This is a genomic window from Psychrobacillus sp. NEAU-3TGS, assembly GCF_029955155.1.
In the GTDB taxonomy this organism is placed as follows: domain Bacteria; phylum Bacillota; class Bacilli; order Bacillales_A; family Planococcaceae; genus Psychrobacillus.
Genome location: NZ_JAPNOZ010000012.1, coordinates 1,249,327 through 1,276,326 on the forward strand (window position 1 = coordinate 1,249,327; position 27,000 = coordinate 1,276,326).

The following is a 27,000-nucleotide window of genomic DNA, read 5'->3' on the forward strand; positions in this document are numbered from 1 at the left end:
AAAGCGTTTGTCAACGGTCTGATCAGTATTTTTCATACAATGAAAGCATATAATGCGCATTATCTATCCAGCTATAATGCTCTTTCACATGAGCTACCCCGGCTTTTCCCATAACAGCTCGTAAATCGCTGTTTCTTGCCAGTTTTTTAAATGCAGTTGCTAACTGGTCTGGACTATTTTTATCGACCACGATGCCAGTCACATCTTGGACGACTACTTCTGGTAAGCCGCCGACGTTCGATACGACAACCGGTACACCACAAGCCATTCCTTCCACCGCGGCAACGCCGAAGCTTTCACTGTCCTCTGTAGATGGTACAGCAAAAATCGACATTTTACGAATTATAGCAGGTACTTCTGTGTTTGGAACTTTTCCAGTAAATGTAGTAACATCTGCTATCCCTAAATCTTTTGCTAGTTGTTCATACTCGGCTCTTTGTGGACCATCACCTGTTATGAGAAGTTCAGAGTTTGGAAACTCTTTATGGAATAAAGCAAAGCCTTTTACTAAATCCGCAATTCCATATTTATCTTCTAACGCTTTAACCGTTCCGATAATAATTTTATCTTCTGTCTCTTGCCCTTCTGGCGCAGGATAAAATTGCTCAATATCTACCCCAAATGGTGTTACTTCTACTTTTTTGTTTGTATATAGATTTGTTTCTTTCGCCATTACATGGCTTGTTGAAAAAATAGCTGTTGCTTTATCTAATGTAAACTCAATCAGCTTTTGATTGAGCTTGCTCTTTCTAGGAACGACGAAAATGTCTTTGCCCCAGACGGATACGAAAAACTTTTTATAGTTAACCATCGCACCTAATAACCCGTAGCTGGATACATAATGTGCATGCAAAACATCTGGATTCCATTCTTTTAGCATTTTTTTCAAACCGGGTGCCGCTGCTAAATAGGAAGCTTTGCTTGGAAGTAATTTAGGTAAGATTTCGGTCGGAACTAGTTTAGCATTGTCCTCTGAATAATGATCTTTGAATGTATATACTTTCACTTCAATGCCTTGTGATTGATAAAACAATGCCCATTTTTGCGTATGGATCGACCTGCTTGGGGCTAATAATGCAATTTTCATTGTTGACCTCCTAAAAGCGCTTGTGCAGCTTGTTCGGCACGTTCGTTCCATGCATGCTGCTGTAAAAATGATTGCTCGATATTTCTCTTATACGATTCAAATTGTGGCTGAATATCCAGCATTCCTTGGACAAGACTTGCTGCATCGTCCTCAGTGATTACTCCGTAAGGACCTGACAGGATAAAATCTTCTTGTGCAGAACAATTTGTCGCAATAATTGGTAGTCCTGCTGTTAAGTATTCTACTAATTTGATAGGAACCGCAAAATCGTTATAAATCGATCTTTTTCGCGGTATAAACGCAAAATCTACTTCTGTATAAACTTGTTGAAGCTCTGCACCACTTACATGCTTTAAATCGATATACGGCTTCGATAACTTCTCTTTATCCGAATCACTCAGATTTGTATATTCATCTTCTCGACAAACGATGACTAACTCACCTTTTATACCGTCTTTATTTAACAACGCAAACGATTCTACTAAAGTAGGTAGCCCGTAATCATCATTATTAATACCACCAACGTATATGCCTTTAAACGGCTTTCCGATAGCATTACTATTCGTTTTTATCTCCGTGAATCGTCCTCCAGGAGGTAGCGCCATTTTTGCTGTGTTTATATTCACATATTTGCCCATTGCGTCACTCGGTAAAAAGATAGTATGCATATATTTGCCGTATAATTTTTCTTCCTTTTTATAAATAGTTTGCATGATGAATTTTTTCAAGCCCTTTAACGAATACAACTCATCGAACTTCCAATAGACATCACGATAAAAGACGCCAATCGGGACATGATGTTTCTTTAGAGTTTGAAAAACATCTTTATCGATTTTCCAGTCTTTCGGTATATGTCCGGGATCAGTTAGCCATAATGGAATCGTTTGGTTTTCTGAGTAACAGAATAATGTCTGCTCGTATTTTTTCTCTTCTACTAATTTGTTCCACTGCTGGCGACGTTCCGTACTCGTTCCAGAAATAATGAGGAGCTCTAGGTCATTTTTTTTCGCGTATGCTTCAAATGCTTTGATCATCTCCACTGGACGAATCGCGGAACCACTTTTCGGATTCGCTGCAACCGTAAAAGGATAGTAAATAATGATATTTTTCATGCCTTCACTCTTTTCTTACGTATATTCATGACGAAGCGCCAATGATGTGAAAATATCCTTCTAGGACGAACAATCCACCTAAAACAACAGTTAACATGATCCAAACCGGATTAAAGAAGAAGTCAGAAACTCCTCCAACAAGTGTTCTTGGAATATTAATTGTGAAATAAATAAACAATGCAAGGACAACTGGTGTTTTCGGTAAACGTAAAAATACAATATAAAGTAATTGGATGACGATGGCAATGTAAATTATTGCTATAATGACACCTAAGTAACCAAAAGAGGCAAACGCTTCACCTAAGAATATCGTGTTTAGCACTCCGCCAGTACCTTTGTCTATATTTTCCGGGAAGACATTTTCCATTACCATCCTTGCGGAACGAACTTGTTCTACATCAAAGATTTTTGCGATAAATGAAGGCAGACCTTTCGCTTCCAGTAAAGCAATGGAATGAGAAAAAGTATCCAAATGTAAAAAGAATGGAGAAATTTGCGCTAGAATAATTCGACCGATTGGACCAGAATTATAGGACAAGAAGCTTTTAACTTCTGTCACGCCTTGAATAGCAACATACATAACCACTAATAAGCTACTACCTGCTAATATATATCCGCTGATTCTTCTCCAGTTCAGCTTTAAACGACCCGTATACACAGCTGCGAGTAACAGCATGATGATATAAAAGAAAATAGGCGATTTAGCTAAATCGTAAACAGAAATTAACACAGAAGAAACAAACAGCATAAAAAATACAACTTTCCAATATAAAGCTTTAGACTGCGTAGCATATACAAAAGCAATAATGGATAGTACAGGAGTTAAAGCAATTCCGAATATATTACGAATATAGACAGAAATTCCGCTAAATCCTCTGGCTGCATCGATTCTCATCTGTGCAAGATCTTTCACATTTCCTTTTAACAGTTCGAAAATCGGAACCGTATTCGTTTTTAATAATGTAAAGGCAACTGCCAAAACAGAAATGGCAGCAAGTGCCGAAAATGCAAGTCTAAATATACGTTGGTTCTTATCTACACTTGTACGAACGGGTTCATGTAGGTAACGATCAAATTCTAATGATGCATTAAAACCTAAAATTCTTCCTACAACTAATTGCGTAAGTGGGAACAAAATCATTAATATCGTCAATAAAACAAATCCAATGATTCGATATTCCTCATGGTCCATTCTTTTGATCATATAGTAATCATCTATTCCTAAAGCTATTAATAATCCGCCAATATAACTGGAGATAAGGAAAGAATAATAATATATAATGGTAATCATATTTGGCTTTACAAGAGAAAGGCTTCCAGAAACCTTTTTAAAAAGGTATGTGGAAGCCACCACAGTAAAGAGCCATATGCTAAAAATTAACAATGCTCACACCTACTTTATTTTCATCAATTACGTCTCGGCGTAATTGCGCCTAGATTTTTATCCCGCATTAACGGGCAGTAAGACTCCTACTTCAAAATTTAAGAAAAGCGAAAAGATAAGTGGGAGATCAACTGCCCTAAAAGCCCGATTGGTTCAACTAACAATCAGTGGGGATGAAGAAACTCCCACTGATTGAAGTTTCACTTTATAGAGCTGGTAGCCTACACGAGGTAGGTCATGCAGTCGTTAATCCCTCAAAAAACCTGTGGCATCCGCCGGAGGCTTCAAATTAATTAGGCTGGGGTATGTCCCATACCGAATTAAATTGATTTTTCCTTCAGTAAAGCTAATACTTTCTCTGCTGTTTTTCCGTCTCCGAATACAGGTGTATAAGAAGGAGAAACTTGTTTTTGTACAGCTTCCACGATTTTATTTGTATCTGTACCTGTTAAAATATTTGCATCCTCGATCAACGTTTCAACCCATTCCGTTTGGTCACGAACAGTGACACAAGGAACTTCTGCAAAATATGCTTCTTTTTGCACTCCGCCAGAATCTGTTACGATTTTCTTTGCACTTGTTTCTAGTGAAAGCATATCTAAATATCCTACTGGTTCGATTACTTTTAAATTTGGAATTTGATCTAGCTTAAAGCCGTAGTCCTCTAATTTTTTCTTCGTACGTGGATGAATTGGCCATACTTTTGTTTCTGCAATTTGACTAAATGCATCTAAAATAGATTTCATACGATCTACATCATCTGTGTTTTCAGCACGATGAATCGTGATTAATAAATAATCTTTTGCTTTTAAGTTTTCACGTTCTAAAATAGTGGAAGTAGATTTTGCAAGTGTTTTATTGTACAAAACTGCGTCATACATAACATCTCCCACATTATAAACGCCGTCCGTGATATTTTCGTTAGTTAAGTTTTGGATAGCTGTTTCTGTTGGACAAAGAAGTAAAGTTGACACATGGTCTGTTAAAATACGGTTTACTTCTTCTGGCATTTTCTTATTAAAGCTTCTTAGCCCTGCTTCGATATGAACAATCGGGACATGTAGTTTAGCCGCGGCAAGTGCACCTGCAAGTGTAGAGTTAGTATCACCATAAACTAGTACATAATCCGGTGTTTCAGTTAAAATTATGTCTTCAATTTTAGCTAACATCTCACCTGTTTGTTTTCCGTGATTTCCAGAGCCGATTCCTAGGTGATAATCGGGTTTTGGTATATTTAACTCTTCAAAAAAGATATCCGACATGTTGGCATCATAGTGTTGCCCCGTGTGTACGATAAGCTCTGTAACTTCTTCGCGGATTACACGGGAAACTGCTGCAGCTTTTATAAATTGAGGTCTTGCTCCTAATATTGTTAAGACTTTCATTTCGCCAGCTCCTTCATCATTTGAATCATATCTTTGGCTATAAATGCATTTATATTATATGGGTGCATATACTTTGTACCATTTCTTTTAAAAGAAAGAGATTGTTTATATTGTTTATAGGTTGGATAAATTCCATACCATTCCATTGGTTCTTCGAAATATTGTCTATACAATTTTCGCTTACGATACACTTTCCGTAAAAGAGGGTATAATACACCATATTTATTTTTCAATGAATTTTCAGCACCTGGTTTTTGTGGTAACGGATAAAAATCGGGATACATTTTATGTAATGCATAATCATATAAATACTTCTTATATTTCATATCAGCCGGTATTTTACTAAAGAAGTAAATTAACCGATCATCCCATAAAGGTAAGGTCCAATCTTGATCAAAATATTCATACACTCGAACGGAGTTAATGATGAATTTAGCTTGTCTCTCTTTCCAGTTCCATTCATCTATTATAGAAGTTACTCGTTCATTCGTTAGTGTTTTGTAGGACGAGACATCTTTTGTTACCGATTTACCGATATCGCTAGTTGTATGGCTTAACCCATTTTCTAATTGCCATAACCGGAAATGCTTTGGAATAATGAAGTCCACTACTTCCTGTGAAGTAAATTCTTTATCTAGAATTGCTTCATAAGGCAAATGACTGCCTCCTAAGAAATCGAGAGAATGACCTGGTATAAATACTGCGTTTTCCAAGCCTTCTTCTTCCACCAATAATTTTGTACTTGGAAAGTCCTGCAAGTGGGCTACAGATGCTCCATTACAAGCATACACTACATAGTCTTTCCAAAGCTTTGATCGATATAACTCTTCCCACATTACCTTATCATAAGAAAAGTACTTCCACTGTAAGCCTAAACGATCTGCAATTTGTTTACTAACTGTTGCTTCTCCATTTCCTGGTCTACCGTATGTAAAGGTTATAATAGAATCGGAAAGTCCTTTATCCTTTAAGAGTAAAGCGATAATTCTAGAATCATATCCTCCGCTTAATGGGAGAATAATTTTGCGCCCTGCTAGTCTTGCTACTAAATCGTCAAAAATATTATGTAGAATATGAGCTAGCTCTTCAGCAAAATTATCTAAAGAATCCTGATCCTTTTCTGTAACGTACGAGTAATAGCAATACTTAGAGACATTTTCTTTTAAATGAACAATAGTAGCAACCTCAAGTTGATACCATCCATCGAATAATGTTTTATCACCACTCACAAAGCCAGCTAATAAAAGTTCTTCCTCCGAGTCTTTCCGAATGGACATAGATGCTTTTGGCTCTATAAAATCCTGTACAATCCAACCGTTTGTTTCACTTTTTGAATAAAACAAAGGAATGGTTCTTTTCTTATCTGTAACCAAAGTAGTCTCGTCTTCAGTTTGTAGGATTAGCGCAAATTCACCATTCCACTGTGTAATTTCTTCAGGTAACGCTTCATTAAATACATCAACAAAATTTTCATGGGTGACATATTGATTTTCATAGTAGAAATAACCTCTAAAAAAACCTTCATACCCAGCGCCTTGTATAGGATAAAATTCTTTATGCCTAAGGTTAAGTTTACATTTGTTCGCCATGTCTTTATCCCCCATTATTTTCTTTTCACAAAATATTTGTCCATTCGAACGATCAGTACTAGGATGATGAATGCAATCCACACTCCTAAGATTAGCCAACTATTTATATCATGTAATTGAATATATACGATTGACAGGGTTGCTGCTATTAGCCACACGATTGTCCAAGCCATCTTAAACCCAGAAAAGGGTACAAAATATAGCTTTTGACTTTTACGGAATACCATAAATAAGGCTAAGAAATATGCTGCAATATAAGAAATAACCGTTCCCCAAATAGTAAGATGTGGAACAAACACAAAATTCAATACGATCGATACAACTGCTGCAATTCCAAATGCTATAGAAATGTGTTTTGTCTGTTTAGAGTAAAATATCCCTGTCGAAACAATCATATAGTAAAAACTTAAAAAAGTAGCAATGGATATTGGTGCTACATATTGAAAGGCAATTCTAAAATTCTCTGGCATAACTAAAATAATCCACGGCATGCACGTTGCTAAAGCTAAAACTCCAAAACTACCAATTAATAAAAATGCCGCATATAAGGTTGCAAATAATTGAGGGCTATCTTTTTTATCCTTCAATGACATAGAGAATGGTCTCCAGGCTAGCTGTATCCCACTAGTCAATAATGTGATAAAGGTTGCAAACTTAATAGCTGTCCCATAAATACCTACATCGTCTAATGTGCCATATGCTCGTATAAAGAAGTTATTAGCATTGGCAATAATCCAAAAGGCTAAAGATGCTGGTACTAACGGAGCTGCATATACTAAGATTTTCTTTAAGATAACCTTATCAACCAATGGCTTCAAATATACTCTAACAGGTTTTATAAGGACGAAGACAATAATAGCTACACTGACTAAACGAGCTACAAGTATACCTTCTAAGGAAGTCCAAACAAACATCAAGAAAAGGACAGAAACAACTGCTATTAATAGCATTTTACCGATAGTTGTAAAGACCACTCTTTTTGTATGAAACTCATATCTTAGAATAGTTAAAACTAGTGTAACAATTGTATCTAAGGCGAGTGTACCTAAAGCAATATAAAATAGCTGAGAATAGCCCGCTGATTCTAAAATTAAAGCAGACAGCCAATCTCCACCGATTAAAAACACAACAAAAAGTAAGACAACTAAGGATAAACGGAATGTCATAACCGAACGCACATACTTTTCACGTGTTTCTTTATCTTTATACTCAAAATAATAAAAAGCTAGTGCAGAGTCAGTTCCGAATATTACTAGGAAAGTCAGCATGGATACAGTTGTATCGACCATTTGAAGCAAACCAACTAGCGATGTATCAACTAAATAATGAGCATACAATGGAAAGAGGATGAAAGCTATTAGTTTCGTGCCTACATTCATAAATGCGTAAAGGAGCGAATCCGCTCCTAAACGTTTTAGCTGAGAAAACACTTAGAGAAGTTCCTCCTCAGGTACATTTTTCATAAATTTTGCAGGGAACCCTTTAATCAATGTTTTTTCTTCTGTATCTTTAGTTACTAACGCACCAGCTGCTACAAAAGTTTCTTCTGCTACAGTAATGCCTGGAAGGATGATAGACGCCCCACCAACACGAGCTCCTCTTTTCACAGTTGCGCCTTTGATCTTATCAAAACGAGCTTCAGTTCTACCCATGAAATTATCATTTGTTGTCGTCACACAAGGTGCGATGAACACATGATCTTCTAAAGTAGAGTGTGCAGTAATATAAGAGTTCGATTGAATTTTCGTACGGTCACCAATTGTTACAAAGTTTTCTACTGTAACATTGCGTCCGATTATAACGAACGATCCAATTTCTACATCTTCACGTACAGTTGCTAGGTCAGCAATTAATGTACTTTCCCCCACTACTGCACCACGGTAGACAATCGTATTTGCGCCAATCGTACATTCTTTACCAAGCTGTAATGCTGGAATTTCCTTTGTAATTTGCATCGTACTCGTTTTTGCTGGTTTTGGTTGTTTTCCAACTACCGCTCCATCATCAATTGTTGTGCCCTCACCGATAATAGAATCAGCATGGATTGTTACTCTATTACCAATGCGAACATTGGCACCTATTTTTGCTCCTTCTTCTATTACAGAAAAATGACCAACTGTTGTATTTTCGCCAAGTTCAGCAGTTTCATGTATAAAGTTCATATTTACAGCCCCTTACAGTTTGATATAACGATTTGTCATTTCAATACCTTTGAATGCATTACGCGTATCAAAAATTACTTTGGATTTTTGTGCGATATTCGCATAGTCAAATGCAGTGTGGTCTGTCGCTAAAATAACGATATCTGCCTGTTCCAATAGTTCATCTGTTAATTCAGTAGTTTCTAATGTTTCACCATTCACTCTGAATTTATCTACATGCGGATCAACTGATTTGAAATCTGCACCTTGTTGCATTAAAAGTTCAATTAATTTTAATGATGGAGATTCACGCATATCATCGATATCTTTTTTATAAGCTACGCCTAGTAAAAGAACTTTAGCATTACGAAGTGCTTTTCCGTCATCATTTAAAATTTGCATTGCACGGTTAATAACATAGTCTGGCATTGCGTTATTAATTTCTCCAGCAAGCTCGATTAATTTTGTATGGTAGTTATATTCTCTAGCTTTCCATGTTAAGTAGAATGGATCGATTGGAATACAGTGACCGCCAAGACCAGGACCTGGATAGAATGCCATAAAGCCGTATGGTTTTGTTTTCGCTGCATCAATTACTTCCCAAACATCGATGCCCATTTTTTCACAAAGAACAGCCATTTCATTTGCAAGTGCGATATTGATATGACGGAATGTGTTTTCAAAGATTTTTTCCATTTCTGCAATTGCAGGACTTGAAACCTTATGCACGTCACCATCTAACACACTGCTGTATAATGCTGCTGCTACATTTGTACATTTTTCTGTAATACCACCAACTACTTTTGGTGTGTTTTTTGTGTTGAAGCTTTTATTACCTGGATCGATACGTTCTGGAGAGTAAGCGATGAAAATATCTTCTCCAACCGTAAATCCTTTATCTTCTAATGCTTTACGGATAATTTCTTCTGTTGTACCTGGGTAAGTAGTCGATTCAAGTACGACTAATGTTCCTGGTTTTGCGTAGTTTGCAATTTCATTTACAGAGCTTTCTACATAAGAAGTATCTGGTTGTTGGTAAATATCAAGTGGTGTAGGAACACAAATTGCAACTGCGTCCACTGAACTGATGGAACCGTAGTCAGAAGATGCTCTTAAATGACCAGAGTCTACCATATCTTTTAAGTCATTATCTACTACATCACCGATATAGTTAATACCTTTATTTACTTGCTCTACTTTTGATTCTTGTACATCGAAACCAATTACATTGTACCCAGCTTTCGCTTTTTCAACTGCAAGTGGTAAACCAACATATCCTAATCCAACCACTCCGATTACGGCTGTGTGGTTTTCAATTTTTGCTAATAATTCTTCATAGTGTGTAGACATTTTTGTCTCTCCTTTTTAGTTAAGCATATAAATTAAGTTGATCTCCGTTGCAGGCGGACGCTTTCCGCGGGCGAGGTCAAGCCTCCTCAGTCGCTACGCTCCCTGCGGGGTCTCGACTGTCTCGCTTTTCCCGCTGGAGTCGCCCCCTTCCACTACAATCAAGTAAATGTGGATTAATCAACAATTACATCAAATCAAGCCTTTAATTACGAAAACGTAATTCGTTTTCCTGTTTCGGATGATTCGATAATTGCTTCTATTAAACGTACTGGGTTATAGCCATCTAATCCGCTAACAGCTGGTTCACGGTTTTCGTTAATCGCTGCTACCATATCTGCTAGTATACAGTCATGTCCTTTTTTACCCCAAGGCTCATTTTGTATTTTCGCTTTTAATGCTTCTACTTCGTCTTCCGCATAGCCTTCTACATCCCATGTTTCGATGAATAATGCATTTTTACCGCTAACTTTCACACTAGCTGTTTCGCCAAAAATAGACAAAGACTCTTCTAAATTTTGTGGATAAACGGTAGTCGCAGCTTCTACAACTCCAAGTGCTCCACTTTCAAATTCGATTAGTGCAGTTGCAACGTCTTCTGTTTCAATATTACGGAATCTTGTTGCTACCATTCCTTGTACTGATTTTACTGGTCCCATAAACCAAAGCAGTAAGTCTAAATTATGTATTGCTTGGTTCATCAATACGCCACCATCAAACTTTTTCGTACCTCTCCATGGTGCTTGGTCGTAGTATTCTTGTCCTCTATTCCAACGAACAGTTACATTCGCATGACTTAGCTTACCGAACTTTCCTGCATCCATCAGTTCACGTACTTCCATAATAGCTGGACGATAGCGGTTTGGATGAACGATTGCAAGCTTAATACCTTGTTCTTCAGCTACTTCCATCATTTCTTTCGCATCAGCAGAGTTCAGTGCCATCGGTTTTTCTGTAATAATATGTCTTTTATGCTTTGCTACAATTTTTGTTAAGTTTGCATGCAAGCCAGATGGTACACAAATATTTACTACATCAATTTGTGGATTATCTGTTAGCATTTGTTCTAAATCTGTATACTTTAACACGTTTTCATCATCTATTACTAGTCGTTCTGGGTTTGTATCACAAACGGCAAATAGATTAGCGCCTTCTGTATTGCGAATGGCAGCTATATGCTTATCTGCGATGAAACCCATACCTACAATTGCAAATTGGATCATGCTCTTTTACTCCCTCTTGCTTCTAAGATGTATTTCCATAAAGATAAAATAAGGATTGTAAACAAAATTCCTAAGATAAGTCCAGCTACTGCCGCTTCCAGTCCATAGGATTTCGTTTTTACTACATATGCTGCTTTAGCAACTGAAGGTTTTTCATACGAGATAATATCATTGCGTACACGCTGTTCAGTTGCCATTGAATTTGTTAGATCCATCTCTGCTTGGCTAAGCAAAGTAGTATAGTTGTTTATTACTGTTAAGTTATCCGTATCTGCTAAAGCTTGTTTATACGATTCGATACCTTGTTGTAATGTTTTAATCCTCGCCGATTGCGCTAAAGCATATCTTTGAGTTCCATCAATTACTTTATCGTTTTGCTCCATTAAACTTTCCATCAGTTGTTTATCAAATTGTGCAAGTTCTTTTGTTACTTGCTCTTTATTATCCCCATAAACTTCTGCTTTAATATATTTTCTAGTAGGGACAAACACTTCGGCTTTTCCAGTAAAATGTTGTCCGTAATTCGTCATAATATGGTCAGGATTTGTTAGCGCATCCAGCGTTACCGATCCAGTGAATACTGTACTTCTCCCAACATATTCTCCGTCCTTAGGGATGAACATCGATCCTACGTATCCAAGTAAGGCAACAATTACAGGGATAATGATAAACCAAATCTTTTTCCTCCAGAAAAACTCCAATGAATCATACAATCGATATGTTTTATTTTCCGTCATTACACTTCTCCTATCAAATTCGCCTTGCCGAATTTGCTCCTGCGCAAGCTCGTCGCAGGAAACATTGCGCCCAGATTTTTATCGACTTGTTCGATAAATTCCGCTAAAAAATCTGTGGCATCCGCCGGAGGCTTTAACTTTATTCAGCAGGGGGCTTTGTCCCTTACTGAATCGAATAATTACTTTCCGTTTGTTTTCCTTACAATTACATTGCAAACAAGTACTGAATGAAGTTAATTAACTCCTAACAGGCAGTAAGAGGGAAACGTAACAATTACGTCTCCCTCTACTATTGAGCATCACATTATTTTCCAGCAAAAAATTCCGCAATTTTCTCTACAACGTATTGTTGTTGTTCTTCTTTTAGCTCTGGGAACATTGGTAAAGAAAGTGCTTGTTTTGCAGCTTTTTCCGCTTTAGGGAAATCGCCTTCTTTATACCCTAAGCTTTCAAAAACAGGTTGTAGATGCAATGGTAGTGGGTAGTAAATCATTGTAGATACACCGTTCTCTTTTAGGTACGCTTGTAATTCATCACGACGTTCTATCAAGATCGTATATTGATGGAATACATGGTGGAAACCTTCAACAACAACAGGTGTTTTTACATGGTCAGCCACTTTTTCGTTTAATAAAGCCGTATAGTAATCTGCATGTGTTTTACGTTGTTCGCTCCATGTATCTAAATGAGGGAATTTCACATTTAGTACAGCAGCTTGTAACTCATCTAAACGGCTGTTATATCCAAGTACGCTATGGTAATACTTTGGCTTACTTCCGTGTACACGAATAACACGACTTTTTTCTGCAATATCGTCATTATTCGTTACGACCATTCCACCGTCACCGTACGCACCAAGGTTTTTCGTTGGGAAGAAGCTATATGTCGCAGCGTCTCCTAGTTCACCAACTGTATATTCCCCTTGTTTTGCACCAATTGCTTGCGCAGCATCTTCTATAACGACTAAATTATGCTTATCCGCGATTTCACGAATACGAACCATATCAGCCATTTGTCCATATAGATGTACAGGAATAATAGCTTTTGTTCTTTCTGTGATATGTTTTTCGATTTCTTCTGGATCTAGGTTGAATGAAATCGGATCTATGTCTGCATATACAGGCTTAGCTCCAGCTCTTACGATTGCTCCGCCGGTAGCAAAAAACGTAAATGGTGTTGTGATAACTTCATCTCCAGCACCGATTCCTGCAGCTTGTAGTGCTATGTGAATTGCGTCACTCCCATTTCCACAGCCAATACCGTGGGCAACATGACTATACTTGGCAAGATCTGCCTCTATTTTTTTAACATTATCCCCTAGGATAAATTGCGAGCTACTCATAACGCCATCTAAGGCTTCTAATACTTCACTTTTTAAAGATGCGTACTGCTCAGATAAATCTAACATTGGTACTTTCATTTCGTTTACACCAACCTATCAATGAATTTTAATATGTAAAGCGCTAATTGCGCTTATACCCAACAACTTTACGAAATACGGATAATATTGGTCGATAGTCATCATTTACGAGACCTATTTTTTCTGCAACAATTTCAAATGCGATTAATATGAAAACTAGGATGAAAATAGCCCATCTTAACGTAAGTGTTTCAAATGTAATTGCTGCAATACTAAATATTAAACCAAATCCATATATAACTAACACAGTATCTCGATGCGATAATCCTAATGCTAACAAGCGGTGATGTAAATGAGATTTATCGGCAACGGATATTGGTTTCCTATTGACAACTCTGCGTATAATCGCAAACGATGTATCGAATATCGGTACACCTAATATCATAACCGGTACGACAAAGCTAAATAGCGTAACACTTTTAAACAAACCTAATAATGATAAAATAGCGATCGAATAACCTAAGAACATGGATCCTGTGTCACCCATGAAAATTTTCGCAGGGTAAAAATTATGAAATAGAAATCCAAGCGTACTCCCAAGTAATATTAACGATAGAGTCAGTATTAACATTTTGTCTGCAGAAAATGCTAAAAATGCAATACTTGCAAATACGATAGATGATATACCAGCGGATAATCCGTCCAGTCCATCAATTAAGTTAATCGCATTTGTAATTGCTAAAATCCAAAACAATGTTACTACGTATGAGAATATCCCAAGATCAAATACTCCGATGAAAGGAATATTTAATACTTCCACTGTTAAGCCGCTTCCCATTACTGCACATGCAGCTAAAATCTGACCTAAAAGCTTAATTTTCGCGGATATTTCATATTTGTCATCTATGATTCCCAAAACAATGATGATCAATGCACCAACCATTATTCCGGTAATTTTAGCTTCATATAACCCAGCAACAAAGTAACCAACTGTCACAGCAATAAAAATTGCAAGACCACCAAGCCGTGGCATCACATTCTGATGCACTTTTCGTTTATTCGGTTTATCTACAGCTCCGATCTTATGAGCAAGTTTTATAACAAGTGGCGTAACAGCTATTGCCGTTACCATAGAAATGATAAAAGCAAGAAGTAATTTTATGTCCAAAAATATCATCCTTGTTTTTTTTATATTTTCATTGACTATTAAGTTTCTCTTCACAGTAGACGAATTAGCAGCATGAAAGTTTCTTCGATTACTCATTATACTATAAAAATAGATTTGTAACCAAGTATATTATAAAGAAAAAAAAGACTGACTTTTCGCCTTATTATAGGCAAAAATCAGTCTTTTGATGCGTAGCTTATTAACTACTTATGAAAACTCTGGCCAATTAGTTTGATACTCATCGCCCTCGATTTTTTCAAGCGTACGGTATTTAAATGGAACCAAGTCGTTCATTTGTAATTCTTCTAACGCTCTTTCTAATGGTAATAGCTGAAAACTATCGTCTTCTTCTATAATCAAGTATGCTCCTGCAACTTTTCCGTTCTCTTTCGTATTGATGCGAATAAAAGCCGGGAAAAACAAATCATTTCTTGATTGGATAACAGAAGAAGCTAGTACTACATGTTCACCATCTTCAACGATATGATCTTGATCAATTTTATCGAATACTTTTACAGCCCATGCTTGGCGTTTATAAAAACCTATTACTTTTGGCGCATTTTCTTCCATTGATGAATTAGGTGAAGCATTCTCATTATTTTTTTCTTCCGAATACATGTACTTCCCTCCACAGTTAGCAAAAATCCATACTGATTACGTTATCACACATCAAAAAGGTTCGCAACTTCTAATACTTTTTTCCCTTCTTCAGTAGGTTTTTTGTCGCACTAGTGTGTTAGCTTAATCTTTATAAATTGCTTGGATATCATCGATGATTATTTCACCATTCGATTTGTTTGCATCCTCTGTTTGCATATAGCGTACTGGTAAGTCCATTTTAAGTGGATATGTTAGGCCTGCTGGAACTTCCGCAGTAACGAATCTCCAATCTGTCCAGTTCACATTCTTATCTAAATCTAGTTGAACTGATTTGCCAGATGCATCGATGACTTGTGTTCTGAGCCAGTTTCCTTTGCCATCACCTTTTACCCACATACCGATTTTCTTAGCAGGAGTACTAATCGTTAACTTCGTTTTAGCACTTACATATGCCCCTGAAGTACCTGTTGTGCCTGTGAAATCATAAACTAGTTTAATAGCTTTTGAACCATCACGGTCATTCGTAACAGATTGAACGGCTACAGATTTTGCTCGATCACTAGTAGCCTCATAGTTTAAGATACCTTTATTAAATGATTCTAATATAGTAGGAGAACCATTTGATACTTTTAGCTGGATATTCGCTGTTTTCCCATCATAAGTTACGACACCAGCATACGTGCCTGGTTTCGCATTGACTACTTGCTTGCCATTTGTATTTGTTAAAATAGAAGAAGTCACTTTACCATTTCCAGATATAGCTACCGGATTCATATGCTGATCGATTCCTTTTACTGGAACAGACAAATCCGTATAAGTTTCCCCTTCAAATACTTCTAATACAGTTGACTTTGGTATGATTGTTGCAAGTGCACCTGTTTTATATTGACTAATGAATAATAAAGAATTGGATACGGAACGCTCATGTCCATCGGAAGGCTTATTTTGAACAGTTACTTTGCTATCGCCTAGTTCTCTTGTAACTACTGTAGAAGAACCTCCACCATCAAATGTCATTGCGTACACTGCCCCTAAATCTTTCATTAGTTTAGCTGTATTTTGCAATGTTAGTCCTTTACTATCCGTTGATCTTCCATCAATTACTGTTGTAAAGATACTACCATCTTTTTTAATACCTACTGCTGTTCTAGGTGCAACACCAGCCACTTTAATCGTTTGTAATGTACCATTTTTCACTAAATGATAACGTCCGCTTACTGATTCTCTTACATTGTTCCATTCAGCAGGAGTAAATTTTGTCGAAATCGCAATTTGATCTCCTACTTGAACTTTTTTTAGAAACTCACTTGCAAAGTTATGTCCAGATAAAACAATTTCTCCCTTGTTTAACTTCGCGTTTCCAACACCCGTAACATTTTCTAAAACTGTTCCGACTAGTGTTTCGGAGCCGTTAAGTTTTCCTGAATCTATTTTCACTCGAACCTCTGTACCGAGTTCATTCGTTCCTGTTGTTGCATTGAAATCTCTTGTATAGATTACCAAATGGTTTGCTGATCGTTTACGATTGACAGAATCAATTGCATAAGACTCTTGCCCATTTACGGTAATATTCATTGCTACTTGAGGTGCCCCAATAATAGCTTTACCATTGGCTTTTACACCTAATACTGCCAATTCATTAAGTGGCGTTTGTGATGTAGAAACAATAGATCCGTCCATCATCATTAAATCGATAGGTTGTCCTTGTTTATCGAAGTAATCTGCATTTACCCCAGCAACTACATGATATGAATCATTTTGTTCCACGCTATTTGCTTGAGAAGATGTTGTTTCTAATCCAACTAATTGATCTTTTGCAAGCTCTGTTTTTAATCCGACATTAGAAGTTTTACCATCATATTCGATTACAAATACATTTTGAGCCCCAATTGCGCCATCGATATCAAAGTATTTTTTACGAATACCAGGAGCAAGCTGTGTAACTTTCTGACTCAAAACTTTACCACCAGTTAAAGCAGGTGTAGCTTCAGTAGGAAATAACTGAGAAGAATTATTTCCACTAGGTGCAGTTGTTCCTTCTGCATTTGCTAATTCTTTTAGTTTTGCTTTGGAAGGTGTCTTATACTCGACGTACCCTGCCATTTTCGTAATGTACATGCCTCCACCAAGACCATATTGACCGCCGTATAAATTATCATAGCGATATACACGGTATTGTTCACCTGGTTTTAGTACTCGTTCGTATACTAAACCTGCATCTGTACGCTTCCATAAGTTGATTGGTTTGATTACTTTAATTTTCCCAATTTGACCAGGAACCATTAATATGCCATCCCAATAAACTTTCGTTGCTGCTTGTGCTTGATTTGGTTGGAATAGAGCGCCCGTGACAATTGCAAAAACGATAAAAAAGTATAGCAATTTTTGTTTCATTTAGATAAATTCTCCTTCATTTCCTTGAGCAATTACTTTTGCTCTTTTTGTTGTTGCTCTCTATTTTGTTCAATTGTATATTTCCATAAATTACTTCCATCATAATAATAAAGGTTTCCATTGACATCTTTTACGAGTCCATAAACCCCTTTATCTTTCAACCACTCTACTTTTAGCGTATCTTTTGTTACTCTAAATAGTTTTCCTTCCACACTTCCGTAAATATAGCCATCTGGCCCTTCTACGATTTGTGCATTACGGAATCTTCCGGAGATTAACTCTAGTAATTCAACTGAACGAACATCTGTCCACTCATCTTTATAGACAAATAGCGTTCCATCGGCCATTCCCCAAACATTATTATCTTTATCTATTATTAAACTAGTAATCATACTTGAATCAAATGGTAGATGAATATATTTTTTGTCTTCCGGGTTACTTCTATTAAAGTAGAATAATCTAGCTCCCCTTGGGTTTACTTGCTGGTTCGCATGGATCGATGTTCCACCAAAAACTTGTGTTCCTCTACTAACTAGTGAAACAATACTTTGGTTGTAAATATAGTTTTCGTATATCTCCATCTTTTCGTTTTCTGTATTGTAGAAGGCAAGAGCTCCGCCGCCTACACTAGCATCTGGTAATGTTCCTAATACAATTTCTTTTCCGTTATTGTAAGGAGTTACTGCAGTCGATCTTTCTTGTCCATATTCGTTCATACGAATAACTTCTTTTGGATTTCCATTATCCCATGGAAGTGCGCGATCATACACAAGTAATCTAGCAAGTGGATACGCACCGATATAGAGTTTATTGTTTATATGATACATAGACTCTATTTGACTAATATTTCGGTACAATTCTTTGTTTCCAGTTGCAACGTCATACACACCAAGACCACCGGACATATATCCATTCGCAAATATTTTCTTCCCATCTTCGCTTGAAGCTAGTGTATAAAGCTCTACTGGTTGTTCCGGTAATTCAAATTGATGGTATTGAATTTCTCCCGTTTGTGGATTGTATTCGAATAATTGGCCTAGATTATCAACCATTCCGGATAGTAGAAATTCTGTTGGTTCTTCTACGATCGGTTCTTCGATAACTGTATCCTCAGTTGTTGGTGCTTCCCCTGTGGAATTTCCTTGTGATTGGCTTTCTTTTAAAGCTTTTTCACGGAACGCTTGTTCAAATAGTGCCTCAAAGTCTACCTGCTTATCTTCAGCTTTTTTCTCACCTTTTACGATAAAGTCCAAATTAATTGCTTCTGTCCCTTTTGGTAAATATAATCCAAGCTCCGTATGCGCTTTTGTATGGAAGTCATAACGGATCAGTTGTTGTGCTTTTGTATAGTATAACGATTTGCCATCTGGTGATAGTGTAGAGACAGTTTTAGAATTTAGTTCAAACTCGTCTACGATTTTCAATGTTTTTCTATCGAAAACTACCGCCACATTAGATGGGTATAATCTTGCAACGACATAATCGTCCGTTAATACTAAATCTTGCGCATATTTTTCAGACATATATTTTGCTGGTAAAAAGGATGTGAAATTTTTTGTACCAGGCTTTTTCACCAATAAATCCATATTAGAACCAATCGATACGTAAATTTCATCTCGTTCTTCATCAGCAACAATTGCTTTCACAAAATCTTTTCTTTTACGAATTTGGCCGTACTCTTCAATTTGTTTCGTTTCTGTGTCAAATGCTACAAGAGAGCCACCGTATGCTGAACCAGCATATACTTTATTGCCAGAGACGATTAAATCTTGGATAGATGTATCACTCTTATTCGAAAAAATTGCTCCGTGGTTTTCAAACACTTCCGTATTTGGGTCATAGCTATAAAGCACACTTGAAACAGATCCACCAACCCAAAGCTTTCCATTTTCATCTACGTCAAGTCCCCAAGCGCTTTTTGAATCTTCTAACGTAAATGTATGTATCGTTTCCTTAGTTTGATAATCTACCACAACTAACGCAGCTGGAGCTCCATGCATGATGTAATAAATGAAATATTCGCCTTTGTCATTTGCAGCAATTTTAGATGAAATAGCAGATGATTTGAAAATCATCGGCCCTAAGTTTTCATAACCTTCCTGAATAACTTCTTCCTCTGGCTCTTGTTCAATTGCATCCTCTAACCATTCTTCTGCACTACCTTCGACTTCAATTACTTCTTCCCCAGTCCCTACAGGCTCTACTTTTACCTCTTCTACAGTTGTTTCTGTTTTGGGTAATTCTTCTGCATTTGCCACACTATTTAAGGGTGTAGCTAACATAGCAGCCATCACTGGAATATAAATTTTCTTCATATTAAAACCCCTTTCATGTATAGTTTAACATTAACATCATTGGTAACATTTAAAACTTATAGTTGTAATATAATTGAAATATTATATCTAAATTTCCTTGTCGAATTAGTATCCAAATTAAGTGAGAAAGTGTTCATAAGAGTGTGATATCCATCCGACAACAACTAACTGAGCAACTTATGAAAGGCTGAGTTTCCTCCAAATTTAGGTATGATTTGTCCCTGTCGAATTAAGTACAGTTTGAAAATGCTTGCAACTTTGTTTCATGATATAATAGGCAATGGAATTTAAAAGTAGGGAGAATGAACATGTTACATTCTATTAAGAAAATGATTTCTGGTGAAGTCATAGAGTTAAAGCAACTCAAAAAAATAGTATCTAAGATTAATGCTTTGGAAGATTCATTTACAAATAAAACAGATTTAGAGCTTCAATCATATACAACTAGTTTTCGTGATCAATTAAATAATGGAGCAACTCCAGAAGAAATTATGTTGGAAGCTTTTGCGGTCGTTCGCGAAGCTTCAAAACGTGTGTTAGGAAAACGACATTATGATACACAGTTAATGGGCGGTGCAGTATTAACGCAATCTCAAATTGCTCAAATGCAAACCGGAGAAGGTAAAACATTAGTTGCAACACTACCTGCATATGTAATGGCATTACACGGTAAAGGAACGCATATTATTACAGCAAATGAATACTTGGCAAGCCGAGATTTTGAAGAAATGAAACCATTATTCGAGTTTTTAGGCTTAACAGTAGGATTAAATATTTCTGGAATAGAAAGTGACGAAAAACAAGCTGCCTATAACTGTGACATTACTTATGGTACGGGCACGGAATTTGGTTTCGATTATTTAAGAGACCATATGGTGCAAAGCGAAGATCAGCTTGTCCAAAGACCACTGTTTTATGCGTTAATCGATGAAGTAGATAGTATATTGATCGATGAAGCGAGAACTCCTTTGATCATTGCAGGAAAGTCTAATGCAAGCTTGAATCTATTCCCAATAATGCAGCTAGTTATCAGCTCATTCAAAGATGAAGAGGATTACAATTATTACCCAGAGACAAAACAAATCGTCTTATTGGACAATGGTGCTGATCGACTAGAAGAAGCATTTGGCATTGACAATGTATACGACCGAGAACATCGTGAGTTTATGCATATTGCAATGCAAACGCTTCGCGCAAAAGTTGTTATGCGTAAAGATGTGGACTATATCGTAAAAGACGACAAGGTTATGATTGTAGATCCATATACTGGACGTATTATGGAAGGCCGTACATTTAGCGACGGGCTTCATCAAGCGATTGAAGCGAAAGAAAAAGTATCTATTAAAGAAGAAAATAATACACAGGCTTCTATTATGATTCAACATTATTTCAGACTGTACAAGCATGTGTCTGGAATGACAGGTAGTGCCGTCCCTTCTCGTGATGAGTTTTGGGAAACATACAACTTACGTGTAACGGAAATACCGACAAACAAACCAAACAAACGTATTGATATGGAGACGCTTGTCTATTTAAAGTATGAAGATAAGATGAAAAAAATTGTGGAAGAAACTCAAAAGTACCATGAGACGGGACGTCCCGTTTTAATCGGAACGACTTCTATCGAACAATCTGAAAAACTTTCTTCCTATTTAAAAGAGCGTTCAATCGAGCATTCAATACTGAATGCAAAAACAGTGGAAGATGAAGCAGAATTAATCTCCCAAGCGGGGCAAATGAATAAAATCATGCTCGCTACGAATATGGCTGGGCGAGGAACCGATATCAATTTAGGTGAAGGCGTTGCAGAACTTGGCGGTCTTCATATTATCGGTACGGAGCTTCATAGTAGTGCTCGAATCGACATGCAGCTTCGAGGTCGTGGTGGTCGTCAAGGAGATCCAGGAAGCTCCCAATTTATCATTTCGTTAGAGGACGAGCTCTTCAACTATTACGATGAAGAAGAATTCGCTAAATACAAAAACAAGTTGAAAACAGATGGGTCTGGCTTAGTTATTTCATCTAATCCAATAAAATTTGTCTACAACGTCCAAAATGTTATCGAAGGTATGCATTTCTCCAGTCGCTCTCATTTATTGAAATTAGATGATATAAATAATGATCAACAACGCGTTATGTATAATTACCGAGAAAAAGCGTTAAAAGTAGAAAATATGCAAATGCTTATCATAGATGCGATGCATGAACGCTTAAATAATTTAATCGATGAGCTTGCAGAAAACGATGTACATGAATCTAGTATTTTAAATGAAATAATGGATGAAATTAAAATCATTTCGATGCTAACATCGTTTGAGAGTGATTCATTTACTTCCTTAGATTCGGAAAATAAAGGCCAATTGAAGAATGCGCTAGAGGCTGTTTATGAGAAAGCTTTCGAGATTGTCAATATGACAAGTAGTGATAGCGAAGATTGGAGAAATATTCAATCGTACTACACAGAGACTCTAGATCGCCTGTGGATTGGTCATTTAGACAATCTGCATCATTTAAGAGAAGGCATCAGTATCCGCGGATACGGACAAGAAGATCCGTATCGTCTCTACTCATTTGATGCACTTCACCTATTCCAAGGAATGCTTCATACATTCTTTAGAGACGTGATTCGATATAATTTGCAAGTTAATGGGGTTAAAGAGGAACAATAGTTTGAGCTTGCTCAAAAGTTTAATGGAGTGTTGGAAGTGGCTTGGTCACTTCCAACACTCCTTTTATTTGAGAGATTAACTAGCAATGAAGATTTCCTAATATTGGATTTTACAACTAAATTGCGCTTTTTTACAACTAAATCATGAAAAATTCCAACTAATACGCTCATTTTTTCAACTAAATCCGAAATCTATGAAAAATGACTGTTTTTTCTTCTCAATCTACATATTTTCTACATAAAAAAAGTCAGTGCAACGAGGAATTCCCCGTTGCACTGACTTTTTAATTTGATCAATCAAAGATCTCGCTCAATCTTTCTTCTAATTCATCCTTCAATGTCTCATACCCTGGCTTGTTCAGTAGAGCAAAAATATTATTTTTATACGACTCTACACCTGGTTGGTCGAATGGATTTACTCCCGATAAATAAGCACTCATCGCACATGCTTTTTCAAAGAAATATAGTAAATAACCTAAGTGATATTCGTCCAGTTTATCAATCTCCACTTGGATAACAGGCACTCCGCCATCATAATGCGCCAAAATCGAACTATTTTTCGCGATGGTGTTAATATCATGGAATGTTTTATCCTCCAAGAAATTTAATTGATCGAAGTTATTCTCTACAGACTGAATCGTACAATCCTCTTGTTGATTGCGCACATGTAAAATCGTTTCAAAGATTTGACGTTTTCCTGCTTGAATATACTGACCTATAGAATGTAAATCCGTTGTATATGTAACAGATACAGGGAAAATTCCTTTTTCATCTTTCCCTTCACTTTCTCCAAATAATTGCTTCCACCATTCAAATACATTACGTAAAGAAGGCTCAAAAGAAGCCATTATTTCAATAATATATCCTTTTTTCTCGAGCAAATATCTAGATAAGGCATATTCATAGGCTTCGTTTTCTTTGTAATTGGAAAACATTAAATCATTTGTTGCTTGCTTCGCACCGTCTAATAACGCTTGAATATCAATGCCACCGACAGCTAGCGGAAATAATCCGACTGGAGTTAAAACGGAAAAGCGTCCACCTACATCTGCTGGAACTTCAAAATTTCTATATCCCGCATCCGAAGCAAGCTTTCTTAATAAGCCATTCTCGGGATCAGTTGTTAAGATAATTCTATTTTTCATTTCCTCGCCATAGCGTTTTTCCATATAGGACTTAATCACACGGAATGAAATTGCAGGTTCAAGCGTCGTTCCTGATTTGGAAATAACATTTACATACACTTCTCGGTCATCTACATATTGAAGCAATTGATTAATATAAGCCCCACTCATATTCTGCCCTGCGTAAATTACTTCTGTTTCCCCTGATTTCTTCGAAAAATAAGGAGTTAACGCATCTTGAACAGCTTTGGCACCCAAATAGGAACCACCAATTCCAATAACGATGAGGACAGCAGATTGGCTTCTTATTTCATTTGCAACAGCAAGTATTTGCTCTATCTCTTCTTTATTTTGTTTTGTAGCTAGTTCTATCCACCCTAATGCATCACGGTCTTTACTTGTGGATGCATGCATTTCTTCATGTATTAGACTAATTATATTTGTATATTTATTCTTTTCATCTTCATTAATAAACTTCGATAATAAGGAAAAGTTTAATGAGAAGGCTTGTTTTGTAACAGTCAATTGGATTTCCTCCTGCGAGCTTTGTATTCATTTATCCTCCTATATTAGCATATTTCAGTAGGCTTTTCCTCTTCAAGGAATAGTTAGGTACTTTTGTTAGGTTAATATGAGTAAGAGTAATCATTCAGACCTCGAAACCTACTCCACCAAACAGTCATTAAACTAAGCTAGTGTCTGTATAAATTTCTCTAACCGATTCAATCCTTCGACCAGTACATCCATGGAATACGCATAGGAGATTCGAATATACCCCTCTCCATAAGATGTAAATGCGCTTCCCGGAACGACTGCAAGCCCGCCTTCTTGCAATAGTTTTGTAGCAAAATCAAATGAGTTCATACCATACGTTTCGATTGAAGGGAAAATATAAAAAGCCCCATTAGGTTTTTCAACAGGTAATCCTATTTCGATTAGTCGACCATATACAAAGTCCCTTCTCTTAATATATTCCACATTCATTTCTTCCGGTGTATGACTAGCATTCGTTAATGCTTCAATAGCAGCATACTGTGCTGGAAGCGAAGCACATATTGTATTAAACGCATGAACCTTTACGACATGTTGCATTACTTCAGCTGGCCCCATTAAAAATCCTATACGCCATCCTGTCATAGAATGAGACTTGGACAAACCATGAATATAAAACAATTTTTCTCTTATTTCTTTATAAGAAGCAAATGATAAATGCTTACCAGAAAAAGAGTTTTCGCTATAAATTTCATCTGTTAATACGTACACATCTTTATTTGCTATTACTGCAACCAACTCATCCATCGTTTCTTTCGTTAGAACGACACCTGTTGGGTTAGATGGATTATTAAAAAATACAGCTTTCGTTTTTTCTGTAATGAGTGCTTCTAGCTTTTCTGCAGAAGGCTGAAAATTGGTTTCTGTCGTATCTAAGTAGACAACCTTAGCACCGCATAATTCAATAACGGGCACATAACCGGAATAATTGGGTGCTGGTAAAATGACTTCGTCTCCTTCTTCTAAAATTGTTCGAAAAACTGCGTCGATTGCTTCACTGGCACCGTTTGTAATGACAATTTCATTTTGTGGATCATAAGCAAATCCATATTTATTGGAGAAAAAACTATTAACTGCTTCTCGGAGTTCGATTAATCCTGCATTATGGGAGTAGCCAGTAAGATTTTGCTCGATTGCACGCACTCCCGCTTCCTTTACTGAATTGGGTGTGGGGAAATCAGGCTGACCAATTGTTAAATTAATCGCATTTGGATAATGAATTAGTTGATTTGAAAATTGTCTAGTTCCTGGCGTTTTCAAACTTTCTGCGCGTGGATTTAATCGTAAACTCATTGTTTTATCTTCCTTTCAAATAAAAAAGCTTTGTTTTTATCTAAGTATACTGTATAGTTGAATCATTTATAATTGCAATATTTCAAATTATAACTAAGTTAGGAGAATAGTAGTGGAAAATTATCAATTGGAAATGTTTTTGGAACAGCTAGGAGAAGAAAAAATAAGTAGAAGTGAATCAGAGCTATATCGTCATAGCCGTGACGAATCTTCTCATCCTTTTGTAGAGCCAGATTTCGTTGTCTTTCCTGAAAATGTAGAAGATGTAGTGAAAGTGATTCAACTCGCAAATGAACATGTTATACCTGTAACCCCTTACGGAGCAGGATCTGGTCTAGAAGGTCAAGCCATCCCTATCAATAAAGGAATTTCCTTAAACTTCGACCGTATGAATAAAATAATTGAATTTTCACCAGAAGATTTAATGATCACGGTAGAACCCGGAATTACTCGACTTCAATTAAATGAATATGTTAATAGACATGGCCTCTTCTTCCCGATTGATCCTGGTGCAGATGCATCTATCGGTGGAATGGTGGCAACAAATGCGAGCGGGACAACTGCAGTACGCTACGGCTCAATGCGTGACCAAGTACTGGATTTAGAAGTCGTACTTGCAAATGGTACCGTTATACATACTGGGACTAAAGCAAAAAAATCTTCTTCTGGCTACCATTTGAATGGACTAATCACTGGATCGGAAGGAACACTTGGTGTCATTACCAAAATTACAGTCAAATTGCACGGCATCCCTGAGAAAGTAATTGCAGCTAGATGTACATTTCAAACTCCTGGAGAATGCGCAGAAGCAGCACAAGCTGTACTAGCAAGCGGCATTCAAGTACTGCGCATGGAACTTGTGGATGCGGAAAGCATTAAACAAGTCAATGAATACGGAAATTATTCATTCCCAGAAGAACACTCTCTGTTTTTTGAATTTGCCGGTGCACCGAACATTGTAGAAGAAGAAGCTACCATTGTAGAAGAGCTTATGAAAGAATTAGGTTGTAGTAATTGGAAACGTGCAAACTCTTCAAATGAACGAGCAGATTTATGGAAAGCACGACACGAAATGGCTTATGCATTTAAACATATAAAAGGAAAAGTATCGACCGGTTCGGATTCATGTGTGCCTATTTCGAAACTAGCAGAAATGGTTGTCTTTGGTCGTGAGCTGTTAGAACAAAGCAGACTTATTGGTGGTGTATTCGGTCACGTAGGTGACGGTAATTTCCATACAATGGTCATGTACGATCCGAATGATCCAGCGGAAGTAGAAAAAGCAGAATATACAAATGAACAAATCGCAACCAAAGCTATTAGCCTCGGCGGCACTTGTACAGGTGAACACGGTGTTGGATTAGGTAAAAGGAAATACCAAGTTACTGAGCACGGAAATGCGGTTGAATTAATGAAATCCATGAAAACATTGATGGATCCGAAGGGAATATTAAATCCTGGGAAGATATTTTATTAATCTGGCATTTGTTTGCGTAGAGTTTTAGATTCTCGCAATGTTAG

General features: G+C 36.9%; 19 protein-coding genes. 2 read left to right on the forward strand and 17 right to left on the reverse strand.

Annotated features, from left to right (window positions below; genetic code table 11):
* Window positions 1-22: 22 nt before the first annotated feature.
* From OR571_RS22495 to OR571_RS22565, 15 genes are all read right to left on the reverse strand, one after another.
* Window positions 23-1,087: a glycosyltransferase gene (locus OR571_RS22495; protein ID WP_282246193.1), complete on the reverse strand. Its 1,065-nt coding sequence runs from the start codon at window positions 1,085-1,087 to the stop codon at window positions 23-25.
* A complete protein-coding gene (locus OR571_RS22500) occupies window positions 1,084-2,199 on the reverse strand; it encodes a glycosyltransferase (RefSeq protein ID WP_282246194.1) in 1,116 nt (371 codons plus the stop codon). Before OR571_RS22500 ends, OR571_RS22495 begins: the two co-directional genes overlap by 4 nt.
* A gap of 25 nt (window positions 2,200-2,224) precedes the next feature.
* Window positions 2,225-3,490, reverse strand: a complete 1,266-nt coding sequence (locus OR571_RS22505) for an oligosaccharide repeat unit polymerase (protein ID WP_282246196.1) — start codon at window positions 3,488-3,490, stop codon at window positions 2,225-2,227.
* A 413-nt stretch (window positions 3,491-3,903) separates the two neighbouring features.
* Window positions 3,904-4,968, reverse strand: coding sequence for a non-hydrolyzing UDP-N-acetylglucosamine 2-epimerase (gene wecB, locus OR571_RS22510; protein WP_282246198.1), 1,065 nt, complete (start codon window positions 4,966-4,968; stop codon window positions 3,904-3,906).
* Complete coding sequence (locus tag OR571_RS22515; RefSeq protein WP_282246199.1) at window positions 4,965-6,557, reverse strand: asparagine synthetase B family protein; 1,593 nt, start codon at window positions 6,555-6,557, stop codon at window positions 4,965-4,967. Before OR571_RS22515 ends, wecB begins: the two co-directional genes overlap by 4 nt.
* A 14-nt stretch (window positions 6,558-6,571) precedes the next feature.
* Window positions 6,572-7,987, reverse strand: a complete 1,416-nt coding sequence (locus tag OR571_RS22520; protein ID WP_282246201.1) for a lipopolysaccharide biosynthesis protein — start codon at window positions 7,985-7,987, stop codon at window positions 6,572-6,574.
* Entirely contained in the window at window positions 7,988-8,719 is a 732-nt protein-coding gene (locus OR571_RS22525) for an acyltransferase (protein WP_282246202.1), read from the reverse strand.
* 12 nt (window positions 8,720-8,731) lie between these two features.
* Window positions 8,732-10,048: a nucleotide sugar dehydrogenase gene (locus OR571_RS22530; RefSeq protein ID WP_282246204.1), complete on the reverse strand. Its 1,317-nt coding sequence runs from the start codon at window positions 10,046-10,048 to the stop codon at window positions 8,732-8,734.
* A 206-nt stretch (window positions 10,049-10,254) separates the two neighbouring features.
* The gene (locus tag OR571_RS22535) at window positions 10,255-11,268 is read right to left on the reverse strand and encodes a Gfo/Idh/MocA family protein (RefSeq protein WP_282246206.1); all 1,014 of its coding nucleotides are present in this window, start codon (window positions 11,266-11,268) and stop codon (window positions 10,255-10,257) included.
* On the reverse strand, window positions 11,265-12,005 hold the full coding sequence (locus OR571_RS22540; RefSeq protein WP_282246208.1) for a hypothetical protein: 741 nt from the start codon (window positions 12,003-12,005) through the stop codon (window positions 11,265-11,267). The genes OR571_RS22535 and OR571_RS22540 overlap by 4 nt, the downstream gene beginning before the upstream one ends.
* Before the next feature lie 304 nt (window positions 12,006-12,309).
* Window positions 12,310-13,425: a DegT/DnrJ/EryC1/StrS family aminotransferase gene (locus tag OR571_RS22545; protein WP_282246210.1), complete on the reverse strand. Its 1,116-nt coding sequence runs from the start codon at window positions 13,423-13,425 to the stop codon at window positions 12,310-12,312.
* A gap of 43 nt (window positions 13,426-13,468) precedes the next feature.
* On the reverse strand, window positions 13,469-14,533 hold the full coding sequence (locus OR571_RS22550; protein WP_142539482.1) for a glycosyltransferase family 4 protein: 1,065 nt from the start codon (window positions 14,531-14,533) through the stop codon (window positions 13,469-13,471).
* Window positions 14,534-14,740: 207 nt separating this feature from the next.
* A complete protein-coding gene (locus tag OR571_RS22555) occupies window positions 14,741-15,151 on the reverse strand; it encodes a hypothetical protein (protein ID WP_282246213.1) in 411 nt (136 codons plus the stop codon).
* Between the two features lie 123 nt (window positions 15,152-15,274).
* Window positions 15,275-17,527: a phosphodiester glycosidase family protein gene (locus tag OR571_RS22560; RefSeq protein ID WP_282246215.1), complete on the reverse strand. Its 2,253-nt coding sequence runs from the start codon at window positions 17,525-17,527 to the stop codon at window positions 15,275-15,277.
* 32 nt (window positions 17,528-17,559) lie between these two features.
* Window positions 17,560-19,842 carry a ligand-binding sensor domain-containing protein gene (locus OR571_RS22565; protein WP_282246217.1) on the reverse strand — a complete coding sequence of 761 codons (2,283 nt, stop codon included), beginning with the start codon at window positions 19,840-19,842 and terminating at the stop codon, window positions 17,560-17,562.
* Between the two features lie 308 nt (window positions 19,843-20,150).
* Between OR571_RS22565 and secA the strand changes: the two genes are divergently transcribed.
* Window positions 20,151-22,511, forward strand: coding sequence for a preprotein translocase subunit SecA (secA, locus tag OR571_RS22570; protein ID WP_282246219.1), 2,361 nt, complete (start codon window positions 20,151-20,153; stop codon window positions 22,509-22,511).
* A 292-nt stretch (window positions 22,512-22,803) separates the two neighbouring features.
* On the opposite strand, the gene OR571_RS22575 is transcribed toward secA, so the two are convergent.
* Window positions 22,804-24,159, reverse strand: coding sequence for a glucose-6-phosphate isomerase (locus tag OR571_RS22575; RefSeq protein ID WP_282246221.1), 1,356 nt, complete (start codon window positions 24,157-24,159; stop codon window positions 22,804-22,806).
* Window positions 24,160-24,321: 162 nt separating this feature from the next.
* Window positions 24,322-25,479, reverse strand: coding sequence for an aminotransferase class I/II-fold pyridoxal phosphate-dependent enzyme (locus tag OR571_RS22580; protein WP_282246223.1), 1,158 nt, complete (start codon window positions 25,477-25,479; stop codon window positions 24,322-24,324).
* A 133-nt stretch (window positions 25,480-25,612) separates the two neighbouring features.
* Here OR571_RS22580 and OR571_RS22585 point away from each other — a divergent pair, with 133 nt between their 5' ends.
* Window positions 25,613-26,956, forward strand: a complete 1,344-nt coding sequence (locus OR571_RS22585) for an FAD-binding oxidoreductase (protein ID WP_282246344.1) — start codon at window positions 25,613-25,615, stop codon at window positions 26,954-26,956.
* Window positions 26,957-27,000 lie beyond the last annotated feature (44 nt).